The 13,572-nt window shown below is 60.5% G+C and carries 11 protein-coding genes and 1 rRNA gene; 9 read left to right on the top strand and 3 right to left on the bottom strand.

The window, feature by feature from the left end:
- Window positions 1–114 (top strand): 5S ribosomal RNA (gene rrf / locus KMAL_RS14415); the annotation flags it as partial.
- Window positions 115–189: 75 nt separating this feature from the next.
- Here the strand turns inward: rrf and KMAL_RS14420 are convergent.
- On the bottom strand, window positions 190–1,359 hold the full coding sequence (locus KMAL_RS14420) for an MFS transporter (RefSeq protein ID WP_110096295.1): 1,170 nt from the start codon (window positions 1,357–1,359) through the stop codon (window positions 190–192).
- 364 nt (window positions 1,360–1,723) lie between these two features.
- Between KMAL_RS14420 and KMAL_RS16985 the strand changes: the two genes are divergently transcribed.
- The 4 genes from KMAL_RS16985 (at window position 1,724) to KMAL_RS17830 (ending at window position 6,188) form a co-directional block, all read left to right on the top strand.
- Complete coding sequence (locus tag KMAL_RS16985; RefSeq protein WP_146044231.1) at window positions 1,724–2,875, top strand: hypothetical protein; 1,152 nt, start codon at window positions 1,724–1,726, stop codon at window positions 2,873–2,875.
- A gap of 133 nt (window positions 2,876–3,008) precedes the next feature.
- Window positions 3,009–3,674: a hypothetical protein gene (locus KMAL_RS16990; protein ID WP_146044232.1), complete on the top strand. Its 666-nt coding sequence runs from the start codon at window positions 3,009–3,011 to the stop codon at window positions 3,672–3,674.
- A gap of 227 nt (window positions 3,675–3,901) precedes the next feature.
- Window positions 3,902–5,593 carry an alpha-keto acid decarboxylase family protein gene (locus tag KMAL_RS14435; RefSeq protein ID WP_110096302.1) on the top strand — a complete coding sequence of 564 codons (1,692 nt, stop codon included), beginning with the start codon at window positions 3,902–3,904 and terminating at the stop codon, window positions 5,591–5,593.
- Window positions 5,594–6,056: 463 nt separating this feature from the next.
- The gene (locus KMAL_RS17830) at window positions 6,057–6,188 is read left to right on the top strand and encodes a hypothetical protein (RefSeq protein ID WP_275399316.1); all 132 of its coding nucleotides are present in this window, start codon (window positions 6,057–6,059) and stop codon (window positions 6,186–6,188) included.
- A 508-nt stretch (window positions 6,189–6,696) separates the two neighbouring features.
- On the opposite strand, the gene KMAL_RS14440 is transcribed toward KMAL_RS17830, so the two are convergent.
- Window positions 6,697–7,101 (bottom strand): DUF4870 family protein, encoded by a 405-nt coding sequence (locus KMAL_RS14440; protein ID WP_110571094.1) that lies wholly within the window; start codon window positions 7,099–7,101, stop codon window positions 6,697–6,699.
- 437 nt (window positions 7,102–7,538) lie between these two features.
- On the opposite strand from KMAL_RS14440, the gene KMAL_RS14445 reads away from it, so the two are divergent.
- From KMAL_RS14445 to KMAL_RS14460, 4 genes are all read left to right on the top strand, one after another.
- Complete coding sequence (locus KMAL_RS14445) at window positions 7,539–8,768, top strand: MFS transporter (RefSeq protein ID WP_110096299.1); 1,230 nt, start codon at window positions 7,539–7,541, stop codon at window positions 8,766–8,768.
- Window positions 8,769–8,813: 45 nt separating this feature from the next.
- Window positions 8,814–10,079 (top strand): acyl-CoA dehydrogenase family protein, encoded by a 1,266-nt coding sequence (locus KMAL_RS14450; RefSeq protein WP_110096300.1) that lies wholly within the window; start codon window positions 8,814–8,816, stop codon window positions 10,077–10,079.
- Window positions 10,080–10,253: 174 nt separating this feature from the next.
- The gene (locus KMAL_RS14455) at window positions 10,254–11,351 is read left to right on the top strand and encodes an anhydro-N-acetylmuramic acid kinase (RefSeq protein ID WP_110096303.1); all 1,098 of its coding nucleotides are present in this window, start codon (window positions 10,254–10,256) and stop codon (window positions 11,349–11,351) included.
- A 40-nt stretch (window positions 11,352–11,391) separates the two neighbouring features.
- Window positions 11,392–12,405 carry an asparaginase gene (locus tag KMAL_RS14460; RefSeq protein ID WP_110096301.1) on the top strand — a complete coding sequence of 338 codons (1,014 nt, stop codon included), beginning with the start codon at window positions 11,392–11,394 and terminating at the stop codon, window positions 12,403–12,405.
- A gap of 115 nt (window positions 12,406–12,520) precedes the next feature.
- Here KMAL_RS14460 and KMAL_RS14465 read toward each other — a convergent pair whose 3' ends face one another.
- Window positions 12,521–13,504: a hypothetical protein gene (locus KMAL_RS14465; RefSeq protein WP_408887932.1), complete on the bottom strand. Its 984-nt coding sequence runs from the start codon at window positions 13,502–13,504 to the stop codon at window positions 12,521–12,523.
- Window positions 13,505–13,572: the final 68 nt, after the last annotated feature.

Consider the following 13,572-nt stretch of genomic DNA (forward strand, 5'->3'; position numbering starts at 1 on the left):
TGGTGGCCATGGCGGGAATTGCTCCACCCGATCCCATCCCGAACTCGGCCGTGAAAAACCCCAGCGCCCATGATACTGTGCCTCAAGGCACGGGAAAGTCGGTCGCCGCCAGATCTTCCAGTCAGTCTTTTACGAAAACCCCTCCTGTTTCAAGCAGGAGGGGTTTTTGCGTTCCTGTCGGCGAAAAGATCAGCATCGGCGTGTAGCCATGTGCAACGTCAGCACGAAGGCGAGCGTGGCGCAGATTCCCCCAACCAGAAAGACCGACGAATATCCCGCGCGATCCGCCAGCAGGCCGGTCAGTGGGCCGGTCACGCCATAGGCCAGATCCTGAAAAGCGGCAAAACCCCCAAGGGCAGTTCCACGCAGATGCGGTGGCATGATGCGTACGACCTCCACCCCCAGCGCCGGATAGACCATCGAGCATCCCATTCCTGTCAGTACCGCCCCGGCCAGTGCCAGCATAGGGGATGGAGCGCACCACAGGAGATACTGTCCTGCGGCTTCGACAATCAGGGAGGCCAGCGCAACGCGTACGCCTCCGACCCGATCCGGCAGATGCCCGCATAACAGGCGGACCACAACGAACGCACCACCGAAACAGGTCAGTCCCAACCCTGCATGCGGCCAGTTGCGATGTATGAAATAAAGCGAGATGAACGTCCCCAGCACGGCAAAGCCAACGTCCTGCAGCCCCAGTGCGCAACCGGGTCGCCAGATCCGGCCCAATATATGCCAGAACGGTTCGCGTCGTCCTTTATGGATCGGGGAGGGCTTGATCCCCTGTGACAGCAGCAGTCCCGTGGCTGGCAGAATGGCACAGGCCAGCATGACCGCACCAAATCCCGCCATGTGAAAGATCGCAAGCCCCAGTGGTGCCCCCACGGCAAAGGCACCATACATGGCCATTCCGGTCCATGCCATGACCTTGCCCGCACGTGCATGGCCCATCAGGCCGATGCCCCAGCCCAGCATGCCAACCACTGTCAGACTTTCCCCAACCCCCAGCACAAGCCGTCCGGCCACCAGTACAAGGTAACGCAGTGGATAAGGCAGCATGGGCAGGCTTGCCCCCATGCAGATCATGCTGGCCAGGATATACCCGGCCAGTCCCAGTCGCATGCAGGTCCGCCCGCCGCGTCCGTCTGCCAACTGCCCGGCATGGTTTCGACTGAGGATGGTGGACGCAAAGGCAATTCCCACGGCCAGTCCCGCCAGCATATTGCCATATCCCGACCATTGCGTGACGTATATGGGGATGACCGGCAGTGATAATGCAACGGCCAGATATCCCAGAAACAATGCCGCTGTCAGTCGCATCAGCACGCGGGAGTGATCATCAATAGGAGAGATATCCATGGGGTGCCTGTCGTCATGCAATGGAAGTAGGAAAGACCGGATAAATTCATAGGATGTTTTAAGGCATTTCAGTACATCGGCAAACCATGCCACGTATCTGTGATGGAAATGACATGGCACGTAGTTCCTGCGTAGGTCTGCGATATGGTTGCGGGAGCCGTTAGCTGGCGCAACAGGGAACTATGGACGGACCAGTTTACCGGAATAGAAAATGCTGAAGGTCTTCGATCGGGTATTTTTTTCTTTATAGTATCATGATTGCAGAATAATTATTTTCTATATGCAATTTGACCGGAATGATTTAAGCCATTTCCTTTCTGGGGGTAAAACGTCACTTCCTGAAGGAAAAGGATGTAAATTTCAGATGAAATACAGAAATCTATTAGCTCTGCCAATATTTGCAATATGTGATGCATTGTCATGTTCCGGCGCACATGCGGAAAGCCAGACTGTTCCACCACACACGGATATCGGGAACTGGAAACTGGAAGCCGTAGATGATGGGGGCGAGAATCAATACTGCCAGATAAACACCAATGTCGGGGATAGTGGACAGTTCAGACTTCTTGTCAGCAACTATTATGTTGCAATCGTGCTTGTGGAACCGTCCTGGCAGAAAATAAGCCTTCGAGCATCAAATGGGACATTCAGTTTTGACGATGGCAATAAAATTGACCTGACATCTCATATCAATCAAAAATTCGATGAATTTGAAGTCACGACGGATAAGGTCAAGCCATTCATCCATCAATTGACGATCGGTCGGGAAATGAAAATATCCCTGCCAGATCCGATCAACCAGACATGGAATGTCAGTCTGGATAAAATGTCCCCTGCAATAACCGAGCTGGATCGGTGTGCACAGGAGCGGAAGTTTGTCGGCCTGCCTGAACCATTTACGCAGGCAAACGACAGTCAACCGGCCGCATCGAATGGCAATACCATCGTTTCGAACTCTCCCGCAGCAGCACAGCCATCCACCAATGCGCCCATATCCCCGGCAGCGCAGCAGGCCGGTGGCGTGCAAAGTTCCGCAGATGCAGGGACGCCGCCTTCACAGGGCGAAAGCAAGTGGACGGTCAAAGGAATAGACAACAGGCCAAGCGGGGGACGGGCGACATGTTCGATGTTTGTGCAAAGCGGGCCCCATATTATGGAAATAGAAACCAATGGAATGATGATGGGGGTTTTCCCTGCTGATACCAACTTCAATTTTTCCCATCTGGTAAATCTGACAGCCGTGCCGTTCACCCTGAAATTCGATAACGGGAATGAAGTCCAGTTCTGGGGCAGGATTAATTCCATGCAATCCGTTTTTCTTGACTCGCACGATGGCGGCATGAACAAGGCTGATTTTTTCCGTAACCTCATGAATAACAGGACCGCCAGACTGTCCATCCCATCAATGCATTATCAGTGGGATATTGATCTTGCAGGCTCTGTGCCGGCATTCAGGGAATTGCAGAAATGCCTTGGGGATTACAATCTGGGCGGGGTGATTTCTTTGATCCGATAATGAAACATAAGGATTTTTACGGGCGATGTCTGAAAGCATGGCCCGTAAAAGGACGGTGAAATCCGCACGATTGCGTAAACATGTGTCAGGATCAGGTTTTTTGTGCCGTCATGGCCACGAATGACCCTTCTGGATGCGGCAGGGTAAACGTGCGTATTTCATAATCAACAAGGTATTTTCATTTGGGATTCAAAGGGCCATCGGCATGAAAAGAACATTGTGCATCTGCGCCTTGATCGCCGGAACCGCATTTTCATCATTCCCGGGCATATCATATGCCCATGTAGAGATTATTCCTCCTGCACAGGATATCGGGGAGTGGAAACTGAAAGCTGGAACAACGGCTTCCGGTAACCCCGCATGCCTGATTGATGCCAGGGTCGGCACCAATAATGATTTTAATCTTGTGACCACCAACGGAAATGTTGAAATGCTGTTGATGGGCACGACATATGTTCTGAATTTCCGTTCCGGTTTTCAGGCGATTGCGAATTTTGACGATAACAGCCGGATCTATCTGGATGCCAGGCTTTCCGGAAGCCAGGTGACGATTGGCATTCCTGCTGACAGGGTCAAAGAGTTCATGCACGAATTCACGACCGCGAAGGTCCTGCGCGTGAATCTGGCAGAACCCATGAACCAGACATGGATCGTCCAGTTGAACAAGGCAGCACCGGCATTTGGTGAACTTGACCGTTGTGTGCAGGCATTGAAGATAACCAATCTTCCGGTTCCCTTCACGCAGTCGCCCCATGCACCGACAGATGACCACATGACGAATGCCGTCATCCCGAATTAAGGGATGCCCGGATTGCCCCTGATCCCTTCCGCCCGGCATTTGGGGGATCGGAAACGCGATGACTGCGATGGGCACATGGCAGGTCCGCCCCGACAGGCGTGCCACCCGGTACAGGGCGATCGCTGTCATGCCGGGCCTTGTCATGCAGGTAAAAAGGTTGCGCGACTTCGCCGAAGATGATGCTCTCAGGTCATCAATATCTCGAAACATCTGGGCGAGGCATGAAGATGACAACACGCAAATCGGTGGGAACCTATCTGCTCGAACGTCTCAGGGCGCTGGGGGTGCGGCGGATCTATGGCGTGCCGGGGGATTACAACCTTGAATTCCTTGAACTGATTGAACGGACCGATGGCATTTCCTTCATCGGGAACTGCAATGAGCTCAATGCGGCCTATGCCGCGGATGGCGATGCGCGGCTGTCGGGCATTTCGGCGGTCCTGACCACCTATGGCGTGGGGGACCTCAGTGCGCTGTCCGCGATTGCGGGGGCCTATGCGGAAGGTGTGCCGGTCATCATGATCTCCGGCGTGCCACCGCTGCATGCGATCACGCAGCGCGCGCTGCTGCACCATACGCTGGCTGATGGGAATTATGAAAATGTCATGAACTGCTACAGCCAGTTCACTGTCGCGCAGACGCGGTTGCTGCCCCAGGACGCGGCGACCGAGATCGATCGCGTGCTGGGTGCCGCATGGCGGGAAAAGCGGCCCGTCTATCTGCAGCTGCCGTCCGATACCTGCTGTGTGTCGGTGCAGGTTCCTGCCACGCAGGACATTGCCTGCTGGTATGGCAGTGATCCGGTGCAGTTGCAGGCCGCCGTTGCGGACATCATGGAACGGCTGACGCATGCGACACGGCCGGTGTTGCTGCTTGATGCCCTGGTGCGGCGTTTTGACCTGCGCGAACGTGTGGCGGAGCTGTCCCGACTGCTGGACATTCCCTTTGCAACCCTTCCGACCGGGAAGGGCGCATTATGTGAAACAGACCCGAATTATCAGGGGATCTACAGTGGCAAGGCCTCGGCCCCGGCACTGTACGAACGGGTCCGGACCGCGGACTGCGTGATCGGCTTTGGGGTACGGTTCGTGGATGCGACCTCCGGTTACTTCTCATACGCCTTTGATCCCGCCGCCTTCGTCAATATTCAGGCGTTCGACACGCGTTGCGGTGGGGACGTGTTCATGGGGGTGGCGGCAGCAGACCTGCTTGACGCCATCATTGCGCAGGTCAGCGAACGCCGCGCCACGCAGCAGCCCCCCGTGTCGGCGTCCCCCCGGCCTGTGGTGGCACCACAACCGGCAGTACAGGACACCCCGGCCTGGGGGCAGCCTGCATTCTGGGCGCGCATCCAGACATTCCTGCGGCAGGGGGATGTCGTGCTGGCGGATAATGGCACGTCGCTGGTGGCGCTGACGCATATGCGCCTGCCCGCACGATGCCATTTTGTGTCCCAGCCCATATGGGCGGCAATCGGCTATACGCTGCCGGCCCTGCTGGGGTCGCTCAATGCCTGTCCGGATCGGCGTCACCTGCTGTTTATCGGGGATGGGTCGTTCCAGATGACGGCGCAGGAACTGTCGAGCATACTGCGCGCGCGGCACAAGCCGGTCATCTTCGTGCTCAATAACCGTGGCTATACGATCGAGCGGATGATCCTTGGGGAAACGGCGGCCTATAATGACATCGCCAACTGGGACTATGCCGCGCTGCCCGGCGTGATGGGCGCATCTGATGCGGCCGTGTGCCTGCGGGTCAACAGCATGGATGAACTTGAGGCTGCCCTGAAACAGGCCGAAGATCCGCAGCAGCTGGTGTTTATCGAGTTGGGATTCGCGCCAATGGATGGCCCGACGGGAATCAGCGCCTTTGGCGGCGTGGTGCGGCATTATGATTATGGTGCCTTTGACGGAAGGTAATTTTCCCGTCGATATGTCACGGCAGGGGGCGATTTTGCATTGCGCTTCCTGCCGATGCCGCTATCCTATTGAAAAGCACGGCAATCTGGTTTGCCTGCATAATTTTGCATCGTGCGACGGCCATGATGCGGAATTCAGCCCCTTTTATATTTCGAAAATTATCACGAAAACGTGATCGAAATGCGCAAGAATCAGGCATATCGCCTCTTTTTTGTGCATGTGTAGGGGGTGTTGGGGCCATTTACGCATGCCCTGCCGTTATTTTTGTCACAAATATTCGAATGGTATTTTGCCCTGCCTGCGCGTGGCGTGGTGTCGTGTTTGTTTCGTGGTCAAATAATAATGACGGCTTCATTGTGAAAATGTCATGAAAATAGTTCCCGATTATTTCCCGTTGCGGTGCGCCGGTGTTTCGTGTTTTTACCGCGTCACTCGAGACCGAGAAAATGAAGGACAAAAACAAATGCTGATCCAGAACCTGAGCGACCTGCTTGCCAACTCCGTCCATGCCATGTCTTCGCTGACCATGGTGTCGTTCCTGCCCATGATCGCGGCGCTGATGATTGCGACCCTGGTTTCCGACCGCGTTGCATAAGGCGGGGGTTCCTACCCCCACCTTGACCCTGTCCTCACCATAACCGGGGCAGGTATAAGGCAGTGGTTTCGATATGATGGGCCTGGCATGAGATCGTCCGGCAGACCTGATATCCCACTGCGTTTTGCGATCGGGAGATGCCCGCGGGTTCCATGGTGGACCTGATGGGAAGAAGATCGCACTTCCGGCAATCTGGCATGTCATGATGCCAGTATTGGCCGGGTATGATGACCGTCAGGGCATCATGCACAGGGCTGTGGCACGGGGCAGGTCATCCAGACCGTTTCCCCGATTGCCTGCCGGATATGAAATTACGCTTCCATCAAGAAGATATCGCACGATGCCCGGCAGTGGCGTTCCCCGATAGGGGGAAGGCGCAATGCCGGACCTGCGGGTATGGCGCCTGGACCTGCCTGGAAGCGATCCTGCCAGCCATGCTGAAGTTTTCTAGGAAAACTTCAGGGCGCGGCGCATTCCTGGAAAAAACCGTGATGTCAACATGCCCGCATCAACTGATGGGCAGGTTCCGGTTGAGCGCACTCATGCCACGGATGATGCTGTATATCGTCCACGCGGCCCACCACAGCATCAGCAGGACCGGGAAGACCAGCAGGATCACCCCGATCCCGCCCGTCAGTGCGGCCATCGCGATGCTGAACAGATACAGGACCAGTCCCGCAACGGCGTAGAGCAGTCCCTTGAGGAAAAGGGTGATCTGGAACCGGAAGTGCGAGGTGTAGGGTTCCGTGGAACTGTCCCTGTTTATATAGGCCAGTATGATTCCCATGGCGCTGGTGCCGGGAATGAAAAATCCGATCAGGTAGAGAATATAGACAATATTGACCATGGAATTCCCGTTGCTCCCGATGGGGGAGGGGGAGGAGACCATGCTGTCATGACGATCGAATCCCATGGCGTACCTTTTCTGCTGCGGTGCTTGCCGATGGCGCGCTGGACGGTAAATGACGGGTGTCCTGCATCGTAGCATCCAGTTATCGGGCCGGGGTGAAAAGATGACATGAAACCGGCCTGAAGGATCAGGGTGGCGGCAGGCGACCGGGTGTTTCTGTCAATCTGCCTGTGATATTATCGCAAATAACGGCATTATGTTCCGCACGGAAAAAGTCATTTCCCATGTGACGGACATGCCGCGCGGGCCGTGGCCGCCAGCAGCATCCATGGTCAGTACGGGGCGGACATGCCCGGAATGCGCGGTGGATATTGTCGAAACATGTCGGCAGGCCGTTGCGGCGGGAAGGGGGCTTGCTTCCATCGGGGACACGGGTGTATCGGCGGTGCAAAGACGACCGCTAAGCCGGTCATTACTTTATTTCCATACAGAGCAGATACATGACCGAAACACCGACCGTCCAGCATGCGGGGACGTCCGAGTCCGGGCGTGCGTCGTCCATACATCCCGCATGGATCTTCTTCATCCTGGCCATGGGGGGATTTGCCATCGGCACGGCCGAATTCGCGGCCATGAGCCTTGTGCCGATGATTTCGCGTGACATGCACGTCACCGTGCCGCAGGCGGGGCATGCGATCATTGCCTATGCGGTGGGTGTGTGCGTGGGGGCGCCGCTGATCGCCCTGATCGGGGCGAAGGCCAGCCGCAAGCTGATGCTGATCGGCATGACGGCGCTTTATGTGCTGGGCAGCGCGCTGACCGCGGTTGCGCCTTCGTTTTCGTGGCTGCTGCTGTTCCGTTTCATCAGCGGCCTGCCCCATGGGGCCTATTTCGGCACGGCGGGCATTGTCGCGGCCTCCCTTGTGCCTGAAAGCCAGCGCACGCAGGCGGTCGCCCGCGTGGTGCTGGGCCTGACGATCGCAACCATCGCGGGCGTGCCGCTGGCCAACGGCCTTGGACTGCTGCTGGGCTGGCGCTGGGCCTTCGTGCTGATTGCCGGCCTGGCGTTCGCCACCATGATGCTGGTGGTGGTGTTCGTTCCCGCTGACCCGGCGCGTCCCGATGCCAACGCCCTGACCGAACTGCGCGCCATGCGCAACCGGCAGGTCTGGCTGACGCTGGGGATCGGGGTCATCGGGTTTGGCGGCATTTTCTGCGTCTATACCTACCTTGCCTCCATCCTGCAGGAAGTGACGCATGCGCAGCCGGTCATGGTGCCGGTCATGCTTGCGGTCTTTGGCGTTGGCATGACGGTGGGCACGATGGCGTGCGCCTGGGCGGCCGACCGCAAGATGATGCCGACCATCGGCGGCACGCTGCTGGTCAATGCGGCGGCGCTGGCGGGGTTCCCCGGATCAATTCACAGTGTATGGGGCATGATGCCCATCGTGTTCATGATCGGCTGCGGCGGGGGGCTGGGCACCGTGATCCAGTCGCGGCTGCTCAGCGTCGCGGTGAACGCGCAGGCCCTGGCCGCCGCCATGAACCAGAGTGCCTTCAACCTTGCAAACGCCATTGGCCCGTGGCTTGGCGGCCTCGCGATCTCGGCGGGCTGGGGCTGGGGTTCGGTCGGCTGGGTCGGGTGCGCGCTGGCGATGGGGGGATTCACGATGTGGATGCTCTCGCTCAGTGACGAGCGCGCGACAGCCCGGCGCAGGGCAGGTGGCTAGGCTACGGTATTGAATGGCCCGGTGTATGCCCTGTAACCTTGGGGCATGACATCTTTTTTTCCTGACGGGGTGATGCTGCCGCCTTTGCTGGGCGACCTTTTCCCCCCTTATGTCCTTCCACGCGCGGATGCGCCGCTGCTGTTGCGGGTGCAGGAAATACTCGACACCGGCATCGCGCCACATGCGGCCGATCATGACCGCAACGGGCGGTATCCGGTCCATGCGATCTCTCTGCTGAAGCAGGCGGGACTGCTGCTGCTGCCGGTCCCGCGCGCCTATGGCGGGATGGGGGCGACGCAGGCCCTCTCGCTGGAGGTGATGGTCAGGATCGCGGCGGCCGATCCCGCCGTGGCGCAGATCTACAAGGTGCATGACGACCTGGTGCGGGAGATATTTGCCTACGCCACCCCGGCCTTCTGCCATCACCTGGCCCAGCGCATCATGTCGGACCATGCGATCATCGGCATGGCGGTTGCGGAAAATGGCCGTACTGCGGACAGTTTCGTCCAGACGCTGGCCATCGCGCAGCCCGGCGGGCACTGGCTGCTGCGCGGGCGCAAGGTCTATGCCACGGGTGCGGCGGGGGCGGACCTGATCGCCATTACGTCCTTTGACCCGCTTGCGGCGCAGCGCCACGATGACGTGCGGGCCGGCCTGCGTTTCGACCTTGTGCCGCGTGGCGCGCCGGGCCTGCGGATCCTGCGCGACTGGGACCGGATGGGACAGCGTGCGACGGATTCGGGCACGGTCGTTCTGGACGATGTCCGGGTCAGCGCCGCAACCAATGCCCTTGCCCCGCAAAGCGCCCTGCCGGTCCATACATCGCTGCGCCACCAGGCGGGATTCAGCGCGATCCTGATCGGGATCGGCATCGGCGCGCTGCGTGCCGGCTGTGCCTTCGTCGCGCAACACAGCCGCCCATGGGGTGCTGCACAGGTCGAACGCGCGACCGATGACCCGTATGTGCGCCGGATGGTGGGGGAAATGGGGGCGGACCTGTCGGTGGCCTACTGCGCCGTGCGGCAGTGTGGCGACCTGCTGGACCTGTATGAACGCGGCGGCGTGTCGCGGGCGGCCCTTGCCATGCCCGTCAGCGCGGCGCGTTCCGTCGCGACGCGCGCGGCATTGCGGGCGACATCGGACATCCTGGCCGCGACCGGTGCGCGCGGCACGGATGCGCTGCATGGCTTCGATCGTTACTGGCGCGATGCGCGGACCCTGTCGCTGCATGACCCGGTGGACTGGAAGAATGCGGAGATCGGGCGGCATCTCCTGACCGGCTGGACGCCGGAGCCGGGGCCTTACCAGTAAAAACGGCCGAAGTTTCGGGGGACTGCTCCGTCCCCCGAAAAGCGGCGCCAGAAAATTTTGCCTGAATCCGTGCGCTTTTTCCTGTCGGACGGGACAGGAGATGGCCTGCGGCATGTCATTTCGAATATATAACCACGTCCTGCCCCCATTATGGCGGGCATGGTGGACGAAAGGATGACAGGCATGTTGCATGCGATCGGGTTGATGAGTGGCACGTCGCTTGACGGGGTTGACGCGGCACTGGTCGAAACGGATGGCCACAGGGTTGGCGCCCGTGGGCCGTCGCTGTCGCTGCCTTATGCCCCGGCCCTGCGCGAGCGCATGCGTGACCTGCTGGACCGCGCGCCAACCCTGTCGGCCGACGCGCCTGAGGTCCGTGACGTGGAGCATGCCCTGACCCTGCGCCACGCCGAAGCCGTGCAGGCCCTGCGGGAGAAAGCCGGGCATCCGCATGTCGATGTCATCGGTTTCCATGGGCAGACCCTGCTGCACCAGCCACAGGCGCACCGCACATGGCAGGTGGGGGATGCGGAACTGCTGTGGCGGGAGACGGGGATCGCGGTCGTCCATGACTTCCGCAGCGCCGATGTCGCGCATGGGGGGGAGGGCGCGCCCCTGGCCCCGTTCTATCACGCCGCCCTGCTGGCGGGGCAGGAACGCCCGGTTGCCATCGTCAATATCGGCGGTGTCTCGAACGTGACGCTGCTGGGCACGGACGGGCGCGTGCATGCGTGCGATACGGGGCCGGGCAATGCGCTGCTGGATGACTGGGCGCGCATCCATACCGGCCATCCATGTGATTTTGACGGGCGACTGGCCAGCGCGGGGCAGGTGGATGCGGATGTGCTGCAGGCGCTGCTGTCCGATCCGTTCTTTGCAAGGCCCGCGCCGAAATCGCTGGACCGGCAGTCGTTCCATCGCGCGCTGTCGATGGTGTCGCACCTGTCGGCACAGGACGGGGCGGCGACGCTTGCGGCCTTTACCGTGGCGGCCATTGCCGCCGCTCCGCTGCCGCAGGTGCCGCGTGCGTGGTACATCTGCGGCGGCGGGGTGCATAATCCCGTCATCATGCGTGGCCTGCGCGCGCGCCTGCCGGGCATCGTCGCCCCTGTTGGCGAACTGGGCTGGGATGGGGACGCGCTGGAGGCCGAATGTTTCGGCTTCCTTGCCGTGCGCGCGCTGCTGGGCCTGCCCATTTCCGCGCCCGAAACCACCGGGGTCCGCCTTCCGCTGACGGGGGGACGCATTGTCGGTGCGCATCCCCGCGCGTAAACAGGGTTTCCATTGCGTTCATAACGGACTGTCCCTTCCCATGCCCGATGCCGCTTCGCTGCCTTTTGTCACGGTCATTTCCACCGGTGGAACCATCGCACGCCATTCGGACAATCCCTGCGATACCGTGGATTATGCGGAAATCGGGCGCGACCTTGGGGCCAGCCACCTGCTGTCGGCGCTTCCCGATGTGGTGCGGGCGCGCTTTCGCGTGCGTGAGATCACGTTTTCCCAAAAGGACAGCAGCCATATGGACATGTCCATATGGGCGGAACTTGCACGCCGGATCCGCGACGTGCTGCGTGAAAGTCCCGACATGGCGGGCGTTGTCGTGACGCATGGTACCACCACGCTGGAGGAAGCGGCCTTCTTCCTTGACCTTGTCCTTGATGAGGAACGCCCGGTCGTGCTGGTCGGCGCGCAGCGGCCCGCCAGCGCCATCAGCGCGGATGGCCCGGCCAACCTGCATGCGGCACTGCTGGTTGCGACCAGTGCGCAGGCGCGGGGACAGGGGGTGCTGGTGGTCTCCGACAACGAGATCCATGCCGCAGGCAGCGTGACCAAGGCCTCGACCTATCGCCTCGACACATTCCGCTCCCCCGATTTCGGCCCGCTTGGTGTGATCGAGGGGGACGCGGTCTGCTTTGCCCGTCAGGTTGCGGCGCGCAGGCGCATTGGCGGCGACGCGCTGGAACGCATTGCGCACGACAGGCCGCGCGTGGATATCTGTTACAGCCATTCCGGGGGGGATGGGACGGCGATTGCGGCATTCTGCGCGGCGGGTGCGCGGGGCCTCGTGGTCGCCAGCATGCTGCCGGGCATGTGCGCCCCGGCGGAAAGTGCTGCGCTTGATGCCGCCTGCGCGCAGGGGGTGGCCGTGGTCATGTCCAGCCAGGGATCGTCCGGTGCGACGCTGGCGCGGCAGGACCTGCGCCAGCGTGGGATCATGGCGGCAGGGCGCCTGCGCCCACGACAGGCACGCATCCTGCTGACACTGTGCCTTGCGCTCGACATGCCGGCAGCGCGCATCCAGCACCTTTTCGATATCCCCTGACGCTATCGAAAAGAACGGCTCCTTGCGAAACAGGGCCTGAACCCGGAGAGGCTTCTGCTGAAGCTTGTTGAAAAAAGGCGGCGCCCGAGAACTTTTGTGATTCTACAGGCTTCCGTCAGAAGACACTGTTGAACGCGAATTGCGGGCACAGGACACGCGCCGTGTTGTGCCCGGCGAACAGCGTGGAAACCCCGGCGATGACGCCAAAACGTGGCGACCAGTTATATTCGATGGCCGGGGCGATCATCCAGTCCCCGGAACCATCGCCCGTGCTGCGCACCAGGTGGCACTGCGCATCGTGGCCATGGACATACGCCCCATCGGCCCAGTCGCGGGCAAGGTCCATCGCCAGGACCCATTTCTGGCTGATGCCGTATTCCAGCGAGAACCCGCTCTCGCCATACATGCCGGGATGGGCCGCGCCGCGAAATCCCTGCGTCGTGCCATAGCTGCTGGCATTGGTGATGCGTGCCGCCCCCAGCGCCCGGCGCCACGTGCCCCATATCCGCAGGCGCAGGGCATGGTGGCCGGGCAGGACGTAGGTGGACTGTTCCGTCAGGGCGAGGCGGAACGTATAGGCCCCGCTGCCCACGCCATCCTCGCTCCGCCCGAGGTTGCGGTAATCCCCCGTGGGAAAGGCGACACCGGCAAAGATGCTGAGTGCGGGGATGAAATGCCGGGGATCCGCGTTCAGGTAACGCCACATCAGGTCCACGGGCAGGTCGCCCATTTTCGCGCCGCTTGTGGTGTCGCCATGCCTGCGCCACCCGTAACTGATGGTCGGCGTGGTCTGCACGCTGATGGAATCGGTGATTGCGTATTTGTACAGCGTGAAATTCGAAATCCCGCGCATGCCGTCATGGATGGGGCGGCCATGTCCCCCGCTGTCGAGGAAGCCTGTCGGCGTGCTGTAGGTGAAATAGGGTTCCCACGCGAAAACCCCCTTTTGCGTCAGCGCGCCGGACGGGGAGACGAGGGACCCGGTATACCATTGTTCATAGTCGCGTTCCTGCGCCTGTGACCCGCCGGCCGCCCCGTTGCCGGTATTTGCCGCATGGGCGGCGCACAGCGGCAGCATGGCGACGGCGGCGCAGATGATCCCCGCAAGCCGGGAACGCGCGCAGGGGCGGCGCGTCGTGGGGGAGGTGTGGGGGACATGTCCATGGG

Origin of the sequence: Novacetimonas maltaceti (assembly GCF_002906255.1) — a bacterium.
Classification (GTDB): Bacteria; Pseudomonadota; Alphaproteobacteria; order Acetobacterales; family Acetobacteraceae; genus Novacetimonas; species Novacetimonas maltaceti.